The sequence below is a fragment of the Colwellia sp. MB02u-9 genome (assembly GCF_014077085.1).
Lineage (GTDB): Bacteria > Pseudomonadota > Gammaproteobacteria > Enterobacterales > Alteromonadaceae > Cognaticolwellia.
The window spans coordinates 168,620-191,635 of record NZ_JACGVF010000094.1; the positions used below are offsets into that span (position 1 = coordinate 168,620).

Annotated in this window: 21 protein-coding genes and 1 riboswitch; of the genes, 4 read left to right on the top strand and 17 right to left on the bottom strand. The window is 39.0% G+C overall.

Annotated elements, in window-relative coordinates:
- Positions 1–185: 185 nt before the first annotated feature.
- From H4J65_RS09440 to zwf, 5 genes are read right to left on the bottom strand one after another with little or no spacing between them, the layout of a single operon-like run.
- Entirely contained in the window at positions 186–833 is a 648-nt protein-coding gene (locus H4J65_RS09440) for a bifunctional 4-hydroxy-2-oxoglutarate aldolase/2-dehydro-3-deoxy-phosphogluconate aldolase (protein ID WP_182197834.1), read from the bottom strand.
- 24 nt (positions 834–857) lie between these two features.
- Complete coding sequence (locus tag H4J65_RS09445) at positions 858–1,853, bottom strand: glucokinase (protein ID WP_182197836.1); 996 nt, start codon at positions 1,851–1,853, stop codon at positions 858–860.
- 2 nt (positions 1,854–1,855) lie between these two features.
- Complete coding sequence (gene edd, locus H4J65_RS09450) at positions 1,856–3,688, bottom strand: phosphogluconate dehydratase (protein ID WP_182138012.1); 1,833 nt, start codon at positions 3,686–3,688, stop codon at positions 1,856–1,858.
- A gap of 17 nt (positions 3,689–3,705) precedes the next feature.
- Positions 3,706–4,398, bottom strand: a complete 693-nt coding sequence (gene pgl / locus H4J65_RS09455; protein WP_182197838.1) for a 6-phosphogluconolactonase — start codon at positions 4,396–4,398, stop codon at positions 3,706–3,708.
- Positions 4,398–5,867, bottom strand: coding sequence for a glucose-6-phosphate dehydrogenase (gene zwf, locus H4J65_RS09460; RefSeq protein ID WP_182137903.1), 1,470 nt, complete (start codon positions 5,865–5,867; stop codon positions 4,398–4,400). The genes pgl and zwf overlap by 1 nt, the downstream gene beginning before the upstream one ends.
- Before the next feature lie 319 nt (positions 5,868–6,186).
- Between zwf and H4J65_RS09465 the strand changes: the two genes are divergently transcribed.
- Positions 6,187–7,035: a MurR/RpiR family transcriptional regulator gene (locus H4J65_RS09465; protein WP_182197841.1), complete on the top strand. Its 849-nt coding sequence runs from the start codon at positions 6,187–6,189 to the stop codon at positions 7,033–7,035.
- Between the two features lie 69 nt (positions 7,036–7,104).
- Positions 7,105–8,559 carry a pyruvate kinase gene (gene pyk, locus H4J65_RS09470; protein ID WP_182137902.1) on the top strand — a complete coding sequence of 485 codons (1,455 nt, stop codon included), beginning with the start codon at positions 7,105–7,107 and terminating at the stop codon, positions 8,557–8,559.
- A gap of 145 nt (positions 8,560–8,704) precedes the next feature.
- Here pyk and H4J65_RS09475 read toward each other — a convergent pair whose 3' ends face one another.
- Positions 8,705–9,553, bottom strand: coding sequence for a DUF6279 family lipoprotein (locus H4J65_RS09475; protein WP_182197843.1), 849 nt, complete (start codon positions 9,551–9,553; stop codon positions 8,705–8,707).
- A gap of 155 nt (positions 9,554–9,708) precedes the next feature.
- On the opposite strand from H4J65_RS09475, the gene H4J65_RS09480 reads away from it, so the two are divergent.
- Positions 9,709–10,761, top strand: a complete 1,053-nt coding sequence (locus tag H4J65_RS09480; protein WP_182197845.1) for an ATP-dependent 6-phosphofructokinase — start codon at positions 9,709–9,711, stop codon at positions 10,759–10,761.
- 143 nt (positions 10,762–10,904) lie between these two features.
- Here H4J65_RS09480 and H4J65_RS09485 read toward each other — a convergent pair whose 3' ends face one another.
- Positions 10,905–11,825, bottom strand: a complete 921-nt coding sequence (locus H4J65_RS09485) for a LysR family transcriptional regulator (protein ID WP_182137899.1) — start codon at positions 11,823–11,825, stop codon at positions 10,905–10,907.
- A gap of 469 nt (positions 11,826–12,294) precedes the next feature.
- Between H4J65_RS09485 and H4J65_RS09490 the strand changes: the two genes are divergently transcribed.
- Positions 12,295–12,990: a type 1 glutamine amidotransferase domain-containing protein gene (locus H4J65_RS09490; RefSeq protein ID WP_182137898.1), complete on the top strand. Its 696-nt coding sequence runs from the start codon at positions 12,295–12,297 to the stop codon at positions 12,988–12,990.
- Between the two features lie 203 nt (positions 12,991–13,193).
- On the opposite strand, the gene H4J65_RS09495 is transcribed toward H4J65_RS09490, so the two are convergent.
- The 10 genes from H4J65_RS09495 to aroG form a co-directional block, all read right to left on the bottom strand.
- Positions 13,194–13,643: an SMI1/KNR4 family protein gene (locus H4J65_RS09495; protein WP_182197848.1), complete on the bottom strand. Its 450-nt coding sequence runs from the start codon at positions 13,641–13,643 to the stop codon at positions 13,194–13,196.
- Positions 13,644–13,800: 157 nt separating this feature from the next.
- Positions 13,801–14,244, bottom strand: coding sequence for a SirB2 family protein (locus H4J65_RS09500; RefSeq protein ID WP_182197850.1), 444 nt, complete (start codon positions 14,242–14,244; stop codon positions 13,801–13,803).
- 154 nt (positions 14,245–14,398) lie between these two features.
- Entirely contained in the window at positions 14,399–15,223 is an 825-nt protein-coding gene (locus H4J65_RS09505; protein ID WP_182137895.1) for a LytTR family DNA-binding domain-containing protein, read from the bottom strand.
- A complete protein-coding gene (locus H4J65_RS09510; protein WP_182197852.1) occupies positions 15,220–16,293 on the bottom strand; it encodes a sensor histidine kinase in 1,074 nt (357 codons plus the stop codon). Before H4J65_RS09510 ends, H4J65_RS09505 begins: the two co-directional genes overlap by 4 nt.
- 85 nt (positions 16,294–16,378) lie before the next feature.
- Positions 16,379–17,458: a phosphotransferase gene (locus tag H4J65_RS09515; protein ID WP_182197855.1), complete on the bottom strand. Its 1,080-nt coding sequence runs from the start codon at positions 17,456–17,458 to the stop codon at positions 16,379–16,381.
- Positions 17,459–17,538: 80 nt separating this feature from the next.
- Entirely contained in the window at positions 17,539–18,213 is a 675-nt protein-coding gene (gene pnuC, locus H4J65_RS09520; RefSeq protein WP_182197857.1) for a nicotinamide riboside transporter PnuC, read from the bottom strand.
- Positions 18,213–18,479 (bottom strand): hypothetical protein, encoded by a 267-nt coding sequence (locus H4J65_RS09525; protein ID WP_182137891.1) that lies wholly within the window; start codon positions 18,477–18,479, stop codon positions 18,213–18,215. Before H4J65_RS09525 ends, pnuC begins: the two co-directional genes overlap by 1 nt.
- Positions 18,480–18,630: 151 nt before the next feature.
- Positions 18,631–20,724, bottom strand: coding sequence for a TonB-dependent receptor (locus H4J65_RS09530; RefSeq protein WP_182197859.1), 2,094 nt, complete (start codon positions 20,722–20,724; stop codon positions 18,631–18,633).
- Positions 20,725–20,861: 137 nt separating this feature from the next.
- A riboswitch (TPP riboswitch) is annotated at positions 20,862–20,976 on the bottom strand.
- 136 nt (positions 20,977–21,112) lie between these two features.
- Entirely contained in the window at positions 21,113–21,481 is a 369-nt protein-coding gene (locus H4J65_RS09535) for an HIT domain-containing protein (RefSeq protein ID WP_182137889.1), read from the bottom strand.
- Between the two features lie 258 nt (positions 21,482–21,739).
- The gene (gene aroG / locus H4J65_RS09540) at positions 21,740–22,795 is read right to left on the bottom strand and encodes a 3-deoxy-7-phosphoheptulonate synthase AroG (RefSeq protein WP_182197862.1); all 1,056 of its coding nucleotides are present in this window, start codon (positions 22,793–22,795) and stop codon (positions 21,740–21,742) included.
- Positions 22,796–23,016: the final 221 nt, after the last annotated feature.

Sequence of the window (23,016 nt, forward strand, 5' to 3'; positions counted from 1 at the left end):
TGTCTTTAAATATGTAATAAAACAACAAAAAAGATCTGTAGTTTTATCAGTTACAAATAAACTACCGCAGTGAAACCTGATATTGTTATTATTTTTGTTTTATATTTTAAGCAAAAAAAACCAGGCAATGCCTGGTTTTTACTGATAAATTAATTTTTATCCGTTCTTAGTTAGCCCAATGGCTATTATTTTACATGCGCTAGTGCTTGCTTTGCTAAACGCGTAATTTCTTGCCAATTACCTTGTTTAATAATTTCATCTGACACTAACCAAGAACCACCACAACATGAAACATTGGGTAAGGCTAAGTAGTCTCGAACATTATTTAAGTTAATACCACCGGTTGGACAAAATTTAATATCAGGAAATGGTCCGCCAATTGACTGCAACGCCTTGACACCACCCGATGCTTCCGCAGGGAAGAACTTAAGATGATCATAACCACAATCAATGCCATCCATTAATTCAGAAATAGAAGAAATACCCGGAATTAAGGCGATATTACCTTCTTTACCTGCTTTTAATAAATCTTTTGTTAGTCCTGGGCTAATGGCAAACTTTGCGCCAGCTTCGTAAGACTTTTGTAATAAATCTCGATTAGTTACAGTGCCCGCACCAACAATGGCCTCGGGTAAATTTTTAGCTATGATGCTGATCACTTCTAATGCCGCAGGTGTGCGCAAGGTAACTTCTAGCACTTTTATGCCCGCTGCTAACAATGCTTCTGCAATAGGTAATGCATTTTTAACATCTTTTATCACTAAAACCGGAACTATCGGACCCATAGCAAATAGATCTTTTGGCTGTATTTGCCAATTATTTGATAATGTCATAATTATTCTTAATGCCTTTTCGTGTTATTTTTTTTGGATGATGTCATTAGCTTTTTCTGACATAAATTGGTTAAGATATGCTGATGCACCAAGCAAACCAGGTTGTTCTTCAGTGACAACAAATGTTGGAATAGGTTGATTAAAACTCGATAAACGCCCTTTCTGTTCAAATCTTTGCCTAAATTCACTGCTAGCAAAAAATTCGATAAAGCGAGGAACAACACCACCTGCAATATAAACACCGCCATAACTACCAAGCGTTAACGCTAGGTTACCGGCGAAACTTCCTAAAATTCGACAAAATTGCGCTAAGGTTTCCACGGCCAATGAACAACTGCCTGCCAGCGCTTTTTCAGTGATTTCTTTTGCTAATAATTTTGTTATCTCGCCATTTTTTTCGAAACTCAAAGCTTGGTATATTTGTTCAATACCTAGTCCTGACAATACTTGCTCGTAGGAAACACGGGCATATTTTTTTGAAAGAAATTGTAAAATGGCAACTTCTTGTTGATCCACGGGGGCAAAGTCTACATGACCACCCTCACCGCTTAAACTATGCCAACCAGAATCGATGGCGATTAAATTAGCTACGCCTAAACCCGTACCAGCACCACAAATAGAAATGGGCTTGTTTGCTACAACATCACCAGCACCTATTTGCACCTTTTGCGCAGCACCTAAATGCGGAATAGCATGAGCTATCGCAGTAAAGTCGTTAATTAGCACCAATTCGTTAAACTGTAACTCTGCTTTGAGTTGTGTTTGTGAAAACTGCCAAGGTAGATTAGTCATCACAATAAGATCTTTATCTACTGGGCAAGCGATAGCTAAACAAGCATTAACGTTCTTACCCACTAATTGCTGCTGTGTAATATAGTTGGTTAATACCTCGGCTAAACTCGTGTAATCGGCACAAGCATAAATGGTGATGTTAGCAATATTACCTTGCGCGTCGACTAACGCCACGCGCATATTGGTGCCACCAATATCAGCAATAATATTTATCTCACTATCGGACATGGTTATCGCTCGCCTTGAAAATCATCATCAAACAGTGAACATGCACCGGTTTCAGCTGAGCTTAAGTTACGACGCATAAAGCCAAATAATTCACGCCCCATACCTTGATGATGACCATTAACTTCAAAAATAGCATTTTTACGTTTTGCTAGTTCAGCATCATCAACTAACAAAGTTAACTCGCCACTTTCGCCATCGAGTAAGATCATATCACCGGTTTTAATTTTTGAAATTAAGCCACCATCTAACGCCTCTGGACATAAATGAATAGCGGCCGGCACTTTACCTGAAGCGCCAGACATTCTACCGTCGGTAACTAAAGCAACTTTAAAGCCTTTATCTTGTAAAACCCCTAATGGTGGCGTTAATTTATGTAGTTCAGGCATACCACGGGCTTTTGGCCCCTGAAAGCGAACAACAGCAATAAAGTCTTTTTCTAACTCGCCAGCATCAAAGGCAATATCAAGTTCGTGTTGATCTTCAAAAACAACTGCAGGTGCTTTAATCACAAAGCTACCTTCGCGCAGTGATGACGTTTTCAACACTGAAATACCTAAATTACCTTTCATAACCTTTAAGCCACCATGGCTACTAAAAGGTTTTGCAGCGGTAGCAATAATTTCGTCATCGCCTGAGCTAGTTGCGCCGTCGATCCAAACTAATTTGCCATCTTCCAATACAGGTCTTTGGGTATAACGAGTCAAGCCGCGACCGCAGATGGTCTCAACGTCTTCATGTACCAAACCAGCATCAATAAGCTCTTTGAATAACAATGCCATGCCACCCGCTTCTTGAAATTGATTAATGTCAGCATGACCATTGGGATAAATACGCGTTAATAGTGGTACAGCGTCAGATAAATCATTAAAGTCTTGGAAATTAATAATAATACCGGCCGCTTTGGCAAAGGCGATGATATGCATAGTTAAGTTCGTTGAACCACCGGTGGCTAACAAGGCAACAATAGCATTAACAATTGAACGCTCATCAACCATTTTACCTATCGGCATATAATTGCCAGATTGCTGAGTTAAACGCGTAACTTGGCGTGCTGCAGCTTTGGTCAATTCTTCACGTAATTGTGTATTGGGGGCAATAAAAGAAGCGCCTGGTAGATGTAAACCCATCACTTCAACCACTAATTGGTTAGAGTTTGCCGTACCAAAAAATGTACAAGTACCGGCGGTGTGATAAGACGCAGATTCTGCCTCTAATAACTCTTCTTTACCCACTTCACCTTGAGCATATTGCTGACGAACACGGGCTTTATCTTTATTAGGCAAACCAGAAGGCATTGGGCCAGCGGGTACAAAAACGGTAGGTAAATGACCAAAAGTCATACTGGCAATCATTAATCCAGGTACTATTTTATCGCAAATACCCATCATCAGTGCGCCATCAAACATATTATGCGACAGTGCAACAGCAGTCGACATAGCAATAACGTCTCGGCTCATCAAGCTTAAATCCATACCTGGCTGACCTTGTGTAACACCGTCACACATCGCAGGTACACCACCGGCAAATTGGGCTACGCCACCGGTTTCTTTAACAGCAGCTTTAATAATGGCTGGGTAGTTTTCGTACGGTTGATGCGCTGAAAGCATATCGTTGTAAGCAGATATAATAGCAACGTCTGAATGATTAACACCACGTAATGTCGTTTTGTCATCGCTACCACAAGCAGCAAAACCATGAGCTAAGTTACCACAAGATAAACTAGCGCGATGTACAGTAGTTGATTTTTCACCCGCTATCTTTTCAAGGTAAGCCGCACGGCTTGCTTTACTTCGATCAATAATACGTTGTGTGATCTGTACAATATTTTTATTCATAACTGTTTTATTCATAATTACTTGGCCCAATAAACTTGTGTATTAATGTTTGGTGCTTGTAAAAAAGCCCTGATCGGCATTTCTTTACATACTTGTCCGGCAATAGCTTTAGCCAATACTTGTTTTTTACTGATACCGCTAATGTGTAAAAAAGTATTTTTGCTTTGTGCTAAGGCAGCAAAACTAAAACTAATTCGCTGATGTGGCGCCGTTTTTGGTGTTACTTTCAATAATGCTTGGCTATCCTTGGCCAAGCATTGCGTTATTTCATCACTACAAGGAAATAACGAGGCAGTATGACCATCTTCACCCATACCTAAAATAAGTACATCTAATGGCAATAACTGCTGGTTTGCTGCTAGGTTTAAATCAGTTAAGGTTTCATCGCTAAGGATTTCACCTTGTTTTAAATAGAAAAACTTAGCTTTTACCGCTTCATTTTGCATGAGGTATTCATGCACTAATTTAGTATTACTATCACTTGAGTCAATATCAACCCAGCGTTCATCCGCTAAGGTAATAGTTATAGCTTCCCACGCTAGCTTTTTCTTTGATAAGGCTTGAAAAAAACCTTTTGGTGTTGAGCCACCCGAGACCGCGATACTCGCTTTGCCTTTACTGTCCACCGCCGCCGTTAATAACGCGGCAACTTTATCTGCTAGTGCTTCGTCTAATAATTCACGTTGTTCGAATTCATTAATTTGATACATTATTCCACCCACTGGCGATCATCGCGTGCGATTAAAGAAATTGATGAAACGGGTCCCCATGAACCAGCTGCATAAGGTTTAGGTGCTTCATTGGTTGCTTGCCATGCTTCGATAATACTATCAGCCCATTGCCACGCTGCTTCAACTTCATCACGACGAACAAATAAAGATTGATCACCTTTAATAACTTCAAGCAATAAGCGTTCATAAGCATCAACAACACGTTGGTTGTCGTAAGCTTTAGAAAAACTTAAATCAAGTTTGTTTTCGTGAATTTGCATTTGCGAAGCGATACCCGGAATTTTATTCATCATTTCAAGTTCAACACCTTCGTCCGGTTGCAAACGAATGGTCAATTTATTTGACGGTAAATCGGCATAACTCTCACTGAAAATATTATGAGCTTGTTGTTTAAAATGGACTACAATTTCACTGTGTTTTTGCGGCATACGTTTACCTGTTCGCAAGTAAAAAGGTACGCCAGCCCAACGCCAGTTGTCTATCTCTGCTTTAATGGCAACAAAAGTTTCTGTTTTACTATTGGCTTTTGCACCCTCTTCGTTCAAATACCCAGGGACAGCAACACCATTTAAATAACCATCCGCATATTGTCCACGCACGGTTTTATCTTTAACATTTTGTCGAGTAATAGGTTTAAGCGCTTTGATCACTTTTAGCTTTTCATCACGGACACAGTCAGCACTTAATTCAGCGGGTGGCTCCATGGCAACTAACGACAGTACTTGCAACAAATGGTTTTGCACCATATCTCGCATTTGCCCTGCTTCATCATAAAAACCCCAACGCCCTTCGATACCAACACTCTCTGCAACGGTAATTTGCACATGGTCAATACTGTTTCTATCCCAATTATTGGTAAAAAGGCTATTGGCAAAACGCAGCACTAATAAATTTAATACCGTTTCTTTACCTAAATAGTGGTCAATACGGTAAATTTGATTTTCATTAAAGTAACGAGAAACCTGATCATTAATCACTTTAGACGATTCTAAACAATGACCAATAGGTTTTTCCATCACGACTCTGTCTGCATCGTTGATTAACTTAGCCGTTTTTAAACCTTGACTAATATCACCATAAATAGCGGGTGGTGTAGAATAATAATAAACTCTCGCACCCGATGCGGGTGATAAGCTTTCGGCTAATTGCTTGTATGATTTAAGGTCTTTAAAATCAAGCTGTTGATAAACAAGCCTAGCTAAAAACTTGGTCAAGGCTGCAACATCTAATGCTTCAGGTATAAACTCATTTAAGCTTTCATCTATTTGTTTAGTAAATTGCTCAAGTGTTAGTTCATTTCGAGCAACAGCAATAATGCGGGTGTTATCACTCAACAGGCCGGCAAGTTCTAACTGATATAAAGAAGGTAAAAGTTTGCGACGAGATAAGTCTCCCAACGCACCAAAAATAACAATCTCGCTTGCTAAAGGGCAATCTATGTTTTTCATAGTGTGTATTCTCAATTATTTATTTTACTGTAACTAAACTACATATGAGGCTAATTTATCTGCTATAGCCTCGTCAGTAAAGCTCTTTTTTGTAATATTATTACATTCTTTCCATTTCATTTAAAAATAACCACTTCAAGACGACTTTAGTATGAAAATGGATTAAATGTTTGCAAAATTCAGTACTTTTGTTTTATATTAGTCGAAAATATGAAATAAATTTTCATATTTTCTGTTGTTAAGGCAGAAAATAAATTACAGTTACCCTTTATTTGCTCGGTAATTAACCAGTTAAGTAACACGCGAAGGCTTAAACGTAATGAATATATTAGAAAAAATCGCCAACGAGTTAGAGACTTTCAGTAAATCTGAACGTAAAGTGGCAGACGTTATATTATCATCACCTGAAACGGTTATACATGCCAGTATTGCTGCCTTGGCGAAACAAGCTAATATAAGTGAGCCCACGGTAAATCGCTTTTGTCGACGACTCGACACTAAAGGCTATCCTGACTTTAAACTGCATTTAGCACAAAGTTTGGCTAATGGCACACCTTACGTCAATCGCCATGTTGATGAAAATGATACCGCTGAAGAATATACTTCAAAAATTTTTGAATCAACCATGGCGAACCTAGAGTTAGCGCGTAAAAGTTTAGACAGTTCCACCATAAATCGCTCTGTTGACCTATTAACTCAAGCCAATAAAATTTCTTTTTTTGGCTTAGGTGCTTCTGCGGTTGTCGCACACGACGCACAAAATAAGTTTTTTCGCTTTAATGTGCCTGTCGTCTATTTTGATGACATATTAATGCAACGTATGAGTGCTATAAATAGTTGCCAAGGTGATGTTGTCGTCGTGATATCACATACCGGCAGAACTAAGTCTTTGGTTGATGTGGCAAGTTTAGCACGTGAAAATGATGCCACTGTCATAGGAATAACAACAGCAGGCTCACCATTAGCCAAAGAATGTAATATTGTACTATCAGTTGAGGTTGCTGAAGATACCGACTTATATATGCCAATGGCATCACGTATTGCCCAGCTAACCTTAATTGATTGTTTGGCGACCGGTTTTACCCTGCGTCGCGGGACAAAATTTAGAGACAACTTGAAGAAAGTTAAAGACAGTTTACGTAGCTCACGCTTTGAACGTAAAGACTAATTAGTGGCTATTGATGCATAGCCAACCCTTGATAAATACACAAAATATTATATAAATTTAAGGATTACCATGCCTAGAAGAACCAAAATTGTCGCGACCTTAGGTCCAGCAACTGATGATAGAGCCGTATTAAAAGAAGTACTTGCTGCAGGTGTAAACGTTGTTAGATTGAATTTCTCTCACGGTGTTGCACAAGATCATATCGACCGCGCAAATACAGTACGTGAATTATCGAAAGAGCTAGGCATTTATGTCGGTATATTAGGCGACTTACAGGGACCTAAAATTCGAGTTTCAACATTTAAAAATGGCCCTATACAATTAGTTATTGGTGAAAAATTCGAATTAGACGCCTCATTAGCCAAAGGCGAAGGTTGCCAAGAGAAAGTGGGTATTGATTACAAAAAACTTCCTCAAGATGTAGTGCCAGGTGATATTTTGTTACTCGACGATGGCCGTGTGCAATTACGCGTGCTTGAAACCAAAGGAGATTCAGTTTTCACTGAAGTTACTGTTGGTGGTCCATTATCAAACAACAAAGGTATTAATCGTCAAGGCGGTGGTCTTACTGCTCCTGCTCTTACTGATAAAGACAAAGAAGATATTAAGCTAGCAGCTAAAATTAACGTTGATTTTCTTGCGGTATCTTTTCCACGTGACGCCGCTGATATGCGCGAAGCGCGTTTATTGGCACAAGAAGCCGGTTGTGACGCTCGTTTAGTGTCAAAAATTGAACGTGCTGAAGCGGTAAATGATGACAAAGTGTTAGACGGAATCATTCTAGCGTCTGATGTTGTTATGGTTGCCCGTGGTGATTTAGGTGTTGAAATTGGTGATGCGGCCTTAGTGGGTAAACAAAAACATATTATTCTCCGTAGCCGCCAGTTAAACCGCGTAGTTATCACGGCAACGCAAATGATGGAAACCATGATTGAGCAACCTATGCCTACACGTGCTGAAGTGATGGATGTTGCTAATGCCGTGCTTGATGGCACAGATGCAGTGATGCTTTCTGCTGAAACCGCTGCAGGTAAATACCCGATTGAAACGGTAAAAGCAATGGCGAGTGTTTGTATCGGCGCAGAGAAAGAAAGATCGGTAACTACCTCAAAGCATCGCGTGGAAACAGCCTTTACTGAAGTGTCTGAAACCATTGCTATGTCAGCTATGTACGCGGCTAATCATTTAGTCGGTGTTAAAGCCATCATCGCATTAACTGAATCGGGTCATACCACAAAAATCATGTCACGAATTTCTTCTGGTTTACCGATTTATTCGTTATCTCGTCATGCTAAAACCTTAACTAAAACAGCGATTTACCGTGGTGTTTATCCAGTTGCGTTTGACTCTACAGATGCTGACAATGCTGAAAAAATGGCAGAAGATGTATTGTCTACTGTGGTTAAAGGTTCTGAACTGGTTGTTGGCGATAAAGTGATCTTAACGCACGGCGATGTGATGGAAACTGTTGGGGCAACTAACACCTTAAAAGTGCTAACCTTAACTAAAAGTCACTTTGCTTAATATTGTTTTATAACGGTTAACCTGACTTACCGTGGTGCACGGTAGTTAACCAAAAATAATTAACTAAAAATAGGTAGCTAAAAGCTACCTATTTTTTTGTTTTTTTGTCGCGCTATTTGTATTCAGTGTTTAAGTACCGAATACATTAATCATCATTAATTAGATACGCTAAATCGCCAAGTACTTTATCAATTTTTTTGTTGATGCGTTTACGCTGCTTATTAGTTGCCGTTGTCACCATATAAAGAAAAATGTTAGTGAACACCTGATTGTTATTGCTGGTCATGGCATTAAATTTTTCATCTCGTAAACGACGACCGTCAACAAATAAACGATAAAACTCCAATTTAAATTCATGGTCTGGTAAGTTGCCATTTAATAAGTCAGCAAACTGCTGGGTCCAACGTTGTCGGTAAAGCATACGCGGTTCAAATGAGCGCTGATAGCCTTTGCCTAGCAATGTTACTTGCGATTTTTGCTCAGGGCTTAACTTACCAAACCAGTCTTTAAGTTGCTCCTTTTGCTGGTCCGTGCGTTCTTCTAGCCAGTCCTGCTCAGACAAAGCCTCATCATCATCAAGCCTCTCTTGATGAGCCTCTTGTAGTGCTTGTAACAATTGCTGTGTTTGTTCGGTTGACAAACTAACAACCAAAGGCTGTAACTTAGGCTCTGTAGCAATTAAAAAGTTTTGCCAATGCTCAGTAAATTGTACAAAGTTAGCCGCGATGTCCTGCTCATTTATTTGATCGTTAATCGCCATTTTAAGGGCTTTAAGCTGCTGCACATAAGCGGGTAATTGTGTGGTGCGATGCCATAAATGCAGTTGTTCAAACTCATCATCAAAGCGTTGCTGTTGTTGCTCAGTTAGCGTGACATAGTCATCAAGATACCAATGAGTCCACCAATCTAAATGGTTATAGACAAAACGGAAACTACAGCCGGATAAAAACACAGCCATTGATAGCCAAATTAGTATTAGTTTTATTTTCTTCATTTAATATTTCTCGTACAACTTATAGCAATTGAATTAAGCCCAGTTATTGACCTACAGTAAACTATGCGCGCCTTAATGAAAAACTATTTTACCTTAAGGTAAATCACTGCTAATTTGAAATGCATTCCTCGGACATTTAAAACGAGAAGAAAGCTATGCCGACTGGTAACACAAATAAGATCAAAACGGTTAAGAGAATCGCTATTTTAACCAGCGGTGGTGACGCACCAGGTATGAATGCTGCTATTAGAGCTATTGTGATTGCCGCACAGCATTACCAAATAGCAGTGATGGGTTTTTATGCCGGCTTTAACGGCTTGATTGACGATATGTCAGTGCCACTTAGCGTTAAAGACGTCGCAAATATTATTCAAAAAGGCGGTACTATTTTAAAAAGCGCGCGCTGCCCCGCGATGAAAACCCCCTTAGGTATAACGCAAGCAGCAAGCACTCTGTTAAAAGAAAAAATTGACGCCTTAATCGTTATTGGTGGTGATGGCTCATTTGCTGGCTCAATCGCCTTGCAGCAAGAGTGGTCTGGTCAAGTTATTGGTATTCCTGCCACCATTGATAACGATATTGACGGTAGCGATTTTACTATAGGTTTTTCAACCGCTATCAATACCGCTATAGAAGCAATAGATAAAATTCGCGATACGGCAGAAGCATTTGAGCGTATTTTTATTGTTGAATTAATGGGCCGTCATAGTGGTCATATTACTTTTAATGTTGGTATTGCTTGTGCCGCTGAACAAGTTATTTCATTTGAAAATTTTGCCAATAATAATCAAACAAAGGGGGAGCAAGAAAAACTACTCACAATAGCGCAAGAAATAAAACTAGCTCAAGCCAATAGACATGCCAGCTATATTATTGTCATTGCTGAAAATGTATGGCGAGGGGGTGCCTCTGTGTTAGCTCAACAGCTACAAGCCATAGCACATATCGATTGCACTGCCTGTATTCTTGGCCATATTCAACGGGGTGGCTCACCGGTTGCCAAAGATCGAATTTTAGCAACCAAATTAGGCGTGGGTGCTGTACAAGCCATCATAGCTGGAAAATCAAATGTCATGATTGCAGAGCAAAATAACACTGTGGCTACGGTGGCCTTACAAACAGCCATTATGCACCAACAAGGGGTGAGTGAAAGTTTAATACAAGCACAGGAAAATATTTTAGCTTTAACCGCGCAACGTCTTTGTTAAGCTATCGTTTTGTTTGTATTTATCTGATCTTGTTAAGTCATTAAAATTTGGCTTAGTTTGCATTATTTAAGCGTATTTTCTGAAGCTATTTACTGGAGCTATTTACTGAACAAAAGTTTTTTGAGTAAACTTTCAGATTTTTCTTAACGGTTTTTGATGAGCAATCTTGCTTGTTGTTGATCAAAAAACTGTTCGAGAAAATCAATTAAAAGCCGCAATTTTTTTGACGTGGCAGCCCCAGGCGGAAACACGCCATAAACGTCAATGGCTTTAAGCTGGTAATCGTCTAATACCGTTTGCAAACGCCCTGCTTTAATTTTTGGCCAAGCATCATAGGTTGGGATCCGCCCTAAACCATGGCCACCCTCAACAAAAGCCGTTCTTGCCGTAGCATTATTGGTGGTTATTGTGCCTTTTATATCAACGGTATATGACCGACCTGACTTTTCTAGTGTTAACTTATTACTGGCCAGTTTATAAACAACCCAATTATGTTGGCTTAATTCACTTGGCTTTTCGGGGCGACCATATTGCTCAAAGTAGTCTGGTGAGCCACAGAGGCAGGTTGCTAACACAGCAAGCTTTCGTGCTTGCAAGCCAGAATCGGCTAAAGGCGCTCCTCTAATAGCCAAATCAATCCCTTCTTTGACAATATTAACCACTTCATCGGTCAGCATGATGTCGAGTTCAATTTTCGGGTAAATATGACGAAATTTATCTAATGCCGGCACAATAGTATGCAGGCCAACACTGACCGGGCAGGTGATCTTAAGTCGGCCCTCAGGTTCATTTTTAACATTTTCAATTTGTTGATTAGCAGCGCTAGCCTGCTGAGCAATAATATGACATCGTTGATAATAATCGTTACCTGCTTGTGTTAAGGCAATAGAACGCGTTGAGCGATTCAAAAGCGTAATACCAAGCTGAGTCTCAAGTTTTTTAATATGGTAGCTCACTACCGCCCTAGAAAGCCCAATATGTTTTGCTGCCGCGCTAAAACTGCCTTGCTCGACCACATGCGAAAAAACCACCATACTTTTTAATTGCTCAAAAGAAATATCCACTTAGTCCCCTTATTAGTAGTCACTCTTATTTAAAAATTTTACTCAACAAATATTTTTACTGTAGCCAATGGATAAAATAATTGACCAATAGTTAATAAAGATAACGGGGCAAATCAAGCTACCCTATTGATACTTATATGGATATAAGCCAATAGCACAATGCAGGATAATATTATCAAGTAATACTTACCTATGTCATTGCGCACCAGCATAAAGTTGACTATGTTGAGGTTTGAAGTTGAGATTTGAAGCTGATCACTTAATTAATCGGCTTGCTACAACTTACACTTAATACATTGTATCAATAATTAAAACAATGTTGTCAACTTTATCTGCATTGTATTAAAAGCAGTAAAGCATATACTTGACGCATGAATGAGATGCATCAATAGGCACTCACAGAAAGTTTACTTTGAAATTAACTACTTTCAACAATAAACACCTTATTAACTAGCATAGGAAAATTTAAATGACTGTAACAAATACAACTAACGTATTAATGGTAATAACTTCACATGACAAGCTAGGTAACACAGGTGAAAAAACTGGTTTCTGGTTAGAAGAGTTTGCTTCACCTTATTATCAATTAATTGACGCAGGCTTCAGTGTCACATTAGCCTCACCCTTAGGTGGACAGCCGCCGTTAGACCCAAAAAGTGCCGAAGCTGACTTTCAAACTGATGCCACTCGTCGTTTTGAGCAAGACAAAGAAAACCAAGCAGTATTGGCAACAACAACCAAGTTAGAGCTGATTGATGCGAACGATTACGCCGCTGTTTTTTATCCAGGTGGTCATGGTCCAATGTGGGATTTAACCACCAACCAAAAATCAATTGCCTTGATCTCAGCATTTATCGAGCAAAATAAGCCAGTAGCTGTAGTTTGCCATTCAACGTCAGTATTGCTTAATGTTAAAGATAAAAATGGCGCTGCAATCGTACAAGGTAAAAAAATAACAGGTTTTACTAATAGTGAAGAAGACGCAGTACAATTAACCGACATTGTACCTTTTTTACTAGAAGACGAGCTAGTTAAGCAAGGCGCCAACTACCAAAAAGGCGACGACTGGGCATCATTCGTTGTTGAAGATAGCGGTATTATCAGTGGTCAAAACCCAGCAAGTTCAAGCGAAGTAGCCACACGTTTAATCAAGCAATTAAGCTAACAGCTTAACGCTACAGAAAGTAAAGCAGCATAATTTAAAGACACGGGTGTAAAGCTCGTGTCTTTTTATTAGTTTCAGGATGGTTAGCTTGCAAGTCGTCCTTACCCTTGTGTAAAAGTTTAAAAATCACCCTTATTTCCATCAATAATGCTTAGGAAATAGGGACAAATAGGCTGATGAAATTATTGGAGAAATGAGTTTCCTTACAGTTTATTGAATTCTCCTACCCATTCACTGAAGCTAGGTGATACTTTTGTCACGGTATGAAATTGGTGGTCAAAAAACCAAACAGGTATATCTATCTGCTGGCGTTCACAATCACTTAGTTTGAAACAAAACATGTTGCCCTTACAGTCAGAGGCAAACAAAATATGGCCTTTGGGCATGCCACTCATTTCATATAATTTGGATAATGAATAGACATCTTCAAGACTTAAAAAATCTTGTACCTCAGATATATCGACACCTAAATCACATATTCGGCTTAACACATTCGGTGTGTGCACCAAGCCATAATTCGATAGTAAGTATTTATAGCTGTTAGGGAGAATAGCCGCTAATCGTTGTTCAAGTTCTGCTATATCAGCGCTATCGATTGGGGTCATCGATTGTTTACTGCCCCAATTTTTTACAAAAAGATCAATACTGTGCATTTAAAAAATTCCAGAAGTAACGACTATTATACAGCTGTAGATTTTGGTTTATAATTAGCATCGCCGCTGAAAAAGCCAACTGTTACTTGTTATATCTTAAATAAAACATTCACAGCGGCTTATATTATTTAGCTTGGTGCTTGTCCCGTTAAAGCGCTTAACAAATCGCTGTTAACATAGATTGTCCTAACTCGATATAAGCACTAGCATCTTCACTAATAGCTTTCGATTTAAGATGATCAGCAAAACCTAGTCTGGCAGTCATGGCCAACCAAAATACGGCACTAATGAAACCCACAACACGCCATAAAGTAGACTTTGCCCATTTAAGCGCCAAAGTGATAGAAAGTACATAAATGACAAAACCAGCTAATTTTGATGATGCCCAACCATTAACAAAGGGATACAAATTAAGTGGATTAACGGCAACGAGGTACATAAAGGTGCAAACAAAAAGCGTATATAAAATATGTGGCCCAATCTTCAGCAGCTTATTATTGACCTTATCAGAGCCTTTCATTGTTAAGACAAAATTAATCATGAAAAAGATAAAAGTAAGCATTATTATAGTCAGATGGGTGTGCTTAACTATCATGTACATATGGTTGATCCCTAAAGTGCTTTTATTTATTACTAAGACCTGCAGTATATCTTTTGTTTGAGTCAGGCAACACCATAACGCTTATATTAATTCTCTCAATTCTCTCAATTAGCTCAAACGCGTTAGCCTTGACTTATTAATAAACGTAGGCTCACTAGGCAACCACGGCTTTTTTAACCTTTTCTTTATAACTGCGGCTAACTTTTAACTCTTTGCCGTTTGTCATCACTAAATAGTATTCACCATTGAGCTGGCTGCAAAACTTATCAATATAACTTTTGTTCACTATGGTAGAGCGGTGGCTGCGTAGAAATCGTCGAGGGTCTAACACTGCTTCAAGTTGTTTCATGGTTTTACGAAGAATATGAGTATTATCGTCAGTATGAACACACATATAATCGCCGGCAGCGTCAATCCATAAAATATCTTTTACCGGCACTCGGCTAACTTCACCGGCATCTTTTATCGCTAATACATCAGAATAACTCGACACACTGACCGGTTCGTTATTTTCTAGCTCTTGTAAAATTGTTTCACAATCGTTACCGGTAACGTCACTCACTAAACGTACTAATTTTGACTTATGAAGGGCATTAACTTCACTACTGATACTTTGGCGTATTTTATCTAAGGTTTGAGCAAGACGTTGTTCGTCAGCGGGTTTAAGTAGATAATCCTGTGCATGTACTTCAAAAGCCTGCATAGCGTATTGGTCAAAAGCGGTGACAAATACCACCATAGGTAAATGCAAACCCTGTGCAATAATAGCTTCAACGACTTCAAAACCATTTAAGCCCGGCATTTGAATATCAAGAAATATTAAGTCAGGTTGATAGGTTCTAACGGCTTCTAATGCTTCTCTGCCGTTAGTACATTGGGCAATAATGTTGATGTCTTTGTGCTCTTGCAGACGAACCGCTAAGCCTTTTCTAGCGAGGGGTTCATCATCAACAATTATGGTGTTGAGCTGTTTGCTCATATTCGACCGCCAACTTCATAAGGAATTCGTATACTGATTTTAACACCAGTGGGTATATTGTTGGCAACAACTAACGAAAAATCATTCTGATATAAAGCTTGCAATCGTTCTCGGGTATTGACCAAACCAACACCATTTTCACGAAATAAGTTACCATTGTGAATTTCTGCCCCTGGGCCATTATCAGCCAACTCAATCAGTAAATCGTTACCAAAACGATGCACAGACACATTAATTGCGCCGCCTTGCTCTTGTACTGCTACCGCATGTTTTATTGAGTTTTCAGCTAAAGGTTGTAATATCATGCTTGGTACTAAGGCCAAGTTACAGTCGCTAGCCACATTAAATGTGACTTGTAAGCGCTCTTCAAAACGTACTTTTTCAATGTCTAAATAAAGTCTTAGGGCTTGCAACTCACTGTCGAGTGTTACTCGCTTCATCGGGTCTTTGTCCAGCGAGTAACGTAAAAACTCACTTAACTTAGTGACCATACCATTGGCGGTTTTGTTTTCTTGTACCAAAATTAGCGTTGATATCGCGTTTAGGGTATTAAACAAAAAGTGAGGGTTAAGCTGATAACGCAGCATTTTTAACTGTGCTTGATGGGCAACGGCATTGGCACGTAATACATTCTGTTTTTCTTTTTGCAGCATTTGATAATATTTAGTACCAAAATATAAAGCACTCCAACTTAAAATAATGAAGAAGGATAATAGACTGTTTTTTGTGTAATAAAGCCAAAAATCAGGGCGATAGCCGTGCTTGTATATTTCCCAATAATTAATATTTTTTACCACTTGCCATAATACGCCGGTACAATAAGAGGTTAATATCACCACGATGGCGATTTTTAACGGTGTGAAATTCCAAACACGACGATAAATATACCTTAACGGCACCGTAAATAACCAACCGGCATAGGCATTCAATAAGATAATAATCAGAAAAATATCGCGTAAATCGTGCAGTAATGAACCTAAATAATGTACTAAGGCAAAACCACACCAGCCAGCTGTATGAACCAACCAAAATAAGCGATTTCTATTTTCTACAAATTCTTTCCAATTCACACAAGACACCAATAAGTGGGGTTAGTGCAATTATGCGCTAAGCACACGACGCTAGCACTACCACTAATCTTAAGATTTGTACGTCTTATCTCATTTCATCTAAGAGCCTATTTACCTGTGGATGCCTAGTTGCCAGTAAGATTAATTGCTTTATTGACAATATTTTGTACTTTATTAACTGACGGCCCTGATATTGAGATAAATACCATAAACTATTGATTAAAATTGAAAAATCAAAATAACACGTAACTAGTAGTGGCGAAATGTTACTGTTTTTCTGTGTACTCTCTGTTAAATTGTCGATATTTTTTGTTAATTTTTGTTGCTGATTTAAGCGCGTTAATGCTTGCTGATAGCGCGAAGTAATCATTTCAACCTTGCTGCTATCAATGCTATTAACGGCCATTAGCATGCCAAGGTCATACGCTATTGGTGCGATACATGCACATTCAAAATCAATTATTTTATATAAATTTTCTGGGTTTTTAGCCTCATTTTTCAGCGCTATAATATTGCTGTAATTAGCGTCACCATGGCAAAAAACTTGCCTAGTGTGCTGCACTATTTTATGAGTTTCGGCCAAGTTTTGTTGAAAGACATTGACTAAGGATTTTAGCGCCTGATGTTGAGTAGAGCTAAGTACTATATTTTGTAATAATTGCTCAATAGTGGCGGATATATCCAGACTCGGTAAGTAAGACTGTTTTGATAGCTGATCATCGGTTAGTGATATTTTTTGTGTTAAGTTTTGAGGATTGCTGTGACTACTTTCGCTCTTACTACTAGTACCTGACAGAGCAATGTTATGACAGCGCGCCAATAGCGCTATTGTGACGGCTAACTTTTCTTCTTCACTCTGCTTGCCATTATCTAGCCCCTGACCTGCTATAAACTCAGTAATTAACCAGTTTTGTCCAACATATATTAGCTTAGGAGAAATGCCAGCTCTGGCCGCGAATTGGCTCGCTAAAGGCTCTATACTATCCGTGATTAAATACTTGGCAAAATAGGTTTTATTGTCATAGTTAACTTGAAAACAAGGCTGGCTTAATCCCGTATTAATAACACTGATATTATCTACCTTGAGATTAAAACAAGGTAGATGGCTTAATTTTAGTGCTAGCGATTGTTGCTGCGGGTCTATTATTGCTTGATCAAATGTCAAAATGCTTCCTACAAGTTACCACGACTCTAGGTTTTATCAGACACTCTTTTAGCCCTGTGTCCGACTTTTTATCTAACAAGTTATCCTGCAACAGAATTATTGGTGCACAGGTTATTGTGCTCTTGGGTAAATTGCAGTTTATATTGTTTGCGCCATTGCCAGTAACCATAAGCCGCTAAGATCACGAAGCTGCCAAATAGTGCTGCTGTTGGGATTAAGCCCTTTTCAACATAGAGATAAATCGATACTAGATCAATCACAATAAAATATAACCAATTCTCTAGTACCTTTTGGGTAATTAAATAAGTAGCAAACACCGCAAAAACCGTGGTGGCACTATCAAGATATGGAAAATGTGCTGGGGTATAAGTCGCCATTATCCAACCTAAAACTAACGACACAAGCGTTAAAAGCACAATAATACGGCTATGGCGCTGTAAGGTCCATTGGCTGTACAAAAGCCTATTCGAATCAGTATGGGTCTTGGAGGGCTTATTTTTATGCCAGCAAAACCAACCATACACAGCCATCAATAAATAATACAACTGTAGCGCACTGTCCATCCAAAGATAAACATCATAAAAAATAACCGTATATAACACAGTACTTAATATGGCGGCAGGCCAGCACCAAATACTACCTTTTGCCGCTAACACCACATACAGTAATGATGCTACAACCGCGATCAACTCTAATAAGGGCAAGGTGGTGAAGTAAGTAACAATTTCACTGGATGCACTGATTGCATTCGCCATTATGTTTCGGCTTCTACAACAGAGCGATCGCCACCTATAAACTTGCAAATAAATACCGCAGCATTTAGCGTTTGATGTACATGTTTAATTTCTGCCATCACATGCGCCGTGGCTAAGTCATAATCGCCAAATACTTGTGTACTCATACCGTTGGTCACTACCTTGAGCCCTGGAACTAAGCGTAAACGTTTAATAAACGCCCATATTTCTGTTTTAAATTTTTCTTCCGCTAATGGGTATAAACTAATTTCAATTGATATTTTCATAAATAACTTTCTTCTTATTTGACCAGTACCACGTTGTAGCCTATTAAACACTTTATCTAATATGCTACAACATTCATTGATATGTAAACTATTTGCCAAGACCTAACGGATAGAGGCAAGTTGCTAAGCACAAATATTGACCTATATTTCCTTAGAAATTATAATCAAATGTTGCACCAAATACCGCCGGCTCAGCTAATTGATAATAGGCTTTTGCGCTATATCCGTCTCTTGGGTCATTGCCAAAATAGAAACCACGCGTAGCATAACTTTCATCAAACAAATTACGCGCCCATAACTTCAATTGCCAGTCATCTTTTGCATAACTCATTGACATATTAACCACTTCAATGGCTGCAGATTTCTCGTTATGACTATCAGAGAATAAAAACTCATCTTTACCGTCAACAGAAATATTCACCCGTAAGTGATCTGATAATTGATAATTCAAACCAAGATTAAATTGGTAGCTAGGGGCATGTGCTTGTTCGTCACCTGATTTATCATTGCCGTCAGCATCAATGAATCCATTGTATTGGGTATCTAACAATCCAACAGCGCTATAAATTTCAAGTTCAGGGCTGATCTGCCACCCTGCCTCTAGTTCAAGGCCTAAATTGGTGCCGGTTGCCGCATTACCTAAATATGAAACAAAGTCGGTACTGCCATCTTCACGTTCTTGTAAAAATGACGTGCGCACCTGCATATCATCCCTGTCCATGTAAAATACGGCGCTACGAACATAGGCTTGATTATTCAATAAATTGACTTTATAGCCTAATTCGTAATTCCACAAATACTCAGCCGTGAACTCACGAAGTTCAGTGGGTAAACTGCCCTCAGTGTTGGCGCCTCCGGCCTTATAACCACGATTCACTGAGCCATAGAATAAATTATTTTCATCCGCTTGATACGACAACACCACTTTACCACCTACCATGGTATCGCTTGGATCAAAACTAAGTTGCTCTGAATCGGTATAATCTGCGTTTCTGCGCTCTAACCTTAAACCGGTTGTTAGACTTAACTGTTGAGTCAGTTGGCTATCAAATTGTATGAATGCCGCCATATTATCGCTATCAAAAGACGAGCTAAAATCACTAGACAAATAGGTATATTGACGTAATAAATCTTCTTTTTCTTGCTTGAAGTATATGCCTGTTACCCAAGCGGTACTGCCATTAAAAATTTCACTTCCTTGCTCTGAAAGCGCTCTGAGCTCAAATGTTGCTGATGTTTTATCACGAAAATAATGATCTTCTGAGCTATATTCCCAAGCCGGACGAATACCCACATAGGCCCAGTCTTCATCATAGCCGTAGTCTAATGCTGAGTCAGCATAGCTGATGATAGTCTCGAGCGTAAAATCGCTAAGGCCTTGATAGGTAAATTTAGTCGCTAACGCTTTGGTATCTTGGCGATCAAAACCGGGTTGGTCTGATAAGGTATGACGTGTATTGTCCAGTGAAAAGGCATCATAGCCATTGTCAAAATCAGCAATAAATGTAGTTATATCAAGAGTTAAATCTTTGCTTATCGCAATAGCTAACTTACCACGCATGGTTAATTCATCACGGTTGTTAGTATCATCACGATTTAAAAAGTCATTATCGATAAAACCATCACTACGGTACTGTTCAACCGCTAAACGATAATTCACCTTTTCAGTGGCTGGACCGGATAAAACCAAACCGGCGCTATAACTGTCATAATTTCCAGCAGAGAGTCTTACTTTACCTTCAAAGACATCGGTAGGCGCACTTGAAGTGATATTGATCATGCCGGCCATAGCATTAGCACCAAAGCGCGTACCTTGAGGACCACGATAAACTTCAACTTGTTCAACATCGAAAGTTGACGCTATGCTGCCAATACTGGAAAAGTCTATACCGTCGATCACTAAACCCACAGAGGGGTTAATCGGTTCTTTGAATTGGCTACGCTCACCAATACCACGAATTTGATAATACCTAGCGCGTTGTGTGCCACTAGAGAAATTAACATTGGGTGTACGAGCAATTATTTCTTCTAAGTTCTGTGCATTACGCGCGCTAATTTCATCGCTAGCGATAACAGATAAAGAACTGGCGGTTTTTTGTAGTGACATAGAGCGGAAGTCACCGTCTATGGTAATCACTTCTATTGTTTGCTCTGCAGTGTTAATAGGAGTGTCAGCGGCAAAAGTTGTAGAAGCAACAATGCTGGTTAAAATAGCTAAAGTAATGGGTGATTTTATAAATGTCATTATGATCTCATAAATTCGATTAGGAATACGTTATGGGATCCGGCATGGGGAAGTGAGGTAGCTACTCGGTATTAATCTGTAGCATTATAGTTAGCAAGCGAGTAATGCCTAAAAAATATAAAGTTACATAACGGTAATGCGATTAGCTTAACCATTCCTACGCCGGTACTATCCGGTTCAGGTTCTAAGGGTTCGCTTCGCATCTCAGCCATTAAAATTGTAAACAATCTTCAGGCACCCCTTGGTTCGATATGCATACTAACAATATTTGTTTAAAAGTACAGCGTAAAACCTAAATAAAAAAACTTTATATTGCCTTATCTTAACTTGAGCTATGGGCAATAAGTAATCAACCTTATCTAATAACATACTTATTTAAGCAATTAGTTTACTTAGGGTTTAGCATTCTACCTAGCGGTTCTCCGCCCACTAAATGTAGATGAATGTGATAAACCTCTTGGCCAGCGTGTTGATTACAATTCATGATCAAACGATAACCGTCTTCTGCTATGCCCTCTGCTTGTGCCAGTTTCTTCGCAACAGTAAACATACGACCAATAGTTAGCTCGTCTTCCGCTTCAATATCATTAACTGTTGGAATGAGCTTATTAGGCACAATTAAAATATGACTTTTAGCTTGCGGAGTAATATCACGAAACGCCGAAACAAGATCATCTTGAAAAAGTAACGGTGCTGGAATTTCTTGGCGAATAATTTTTGAAAATATAGTTTCTTCTGCTGTGTTGTTATCAGCCATGGTTTACCCTCTTTATACTTATGAATTTTTAGATCTTGAACATTTATAGTTTAACGATAAACATGCTGATGACAAGGCTATATGTCACCAGCATGTTAAATTCTTTGGCTTTAATTAACTCAGTTAATTCACTATCACTGATGGGCAATCAACGTCATCAATTGGCTATAATGAAAAACGCCAGTCAGGAATTAACTGACTGGCGTGATTAATAGCCTATGTTTATATTTTTCTGTTATCTATTGCTGATTAACATGACTACAGTGCGCGGCGCTGAATAACGGCTTGATCAAGTTCGGCAAGCAAAGTTTCAGTATCTTGCCAACCGATACATGCATCTGTGATGCTTTGGCCATACGTGCCCGTTTCACCAAGCGCTAAGTCTTGACGACCTTCAACTAAGTGACTTTCTACCATCACACCAAAAATTTGTTTATTACCCGCACTCATTTGTTGGCAAACGTCACGACAAACTAACATTTGATTTTCAAACTTTTTACTGCTGTTAGCATGACTAAAATCAATCATGATATTGGTATTTAAACCTGACTTATCAAGTTGTTCAGTAACCGATTTAACACTATCGGCATCAAAGTTTGTGCTTCTACCACCGCGTAAAATGATATGACAATCTTCATTACCTGCCGTTTCAACAATGGCAGAATGGCCATATTTTGTTACCGAAAGGAAATGATGTGAAGCACTAGCAGCGCCAATAGCATCTATAGCAACTTTAATCGTACCATCGGTACCATTTTTAAAGCCAACTGGACATGATAAACCTGACGCTAATTCACGATGCACTTGGCTTTCTGTCGTGCGTGCGCCAATGGCACCCCAACACATAAAATCAGCCATATATTGTGGGGTGATCATATCTAAAAACTCACCGGCGGTAGGTAAGCCCAAGTTATTTAAATCAAGCAGTAACTTACGGCCAATACGTAAACCATCGTTAAGTTGGAAGCTATTGTCCATATAAGGGTCGTTAATAAGTCCTTTCCAGCCAACAGTAGTTCTTGGTTTTTCAAAGTAAACGCGCATAACAATTTCTAGCGTGTCTTGATATTTTTCACGCAATTTAACTAAGCGCTCACCATATTCCAAGGCCGCTTTGGGATCATGTATCGAACATGGTCCGATAACCACAAGTAAACGATCATCTTGGTTATTAAAAATGTCACTTATGGCTTTTCTGCCAGCAAAAACCGACTTTGTTGCTTGTTCTGATGAAGGAAATCGCTCAAGTAATGCGATAGGGGGTAAAAGTTCTTTGATATTTTTAATACGAACGTCGTCGGTTTGCTCAAACATATTTTTTCTCTTTATACTGCGAATAATTGCTACTCAATATTTACGTCTAGACACCTAGATGATTAGTCTCTTGGCTAATTTATCAGTGTTATCACGCTAATAGCAACATAAAATACGAAAAAGACGGTATAATAAAATCATCTTACATCAGAGCAAGATAAATACGCTTATTGTAGAAAACTCTGGTCGTATTTTTCATCAAACACATTCATCTAGGTTGC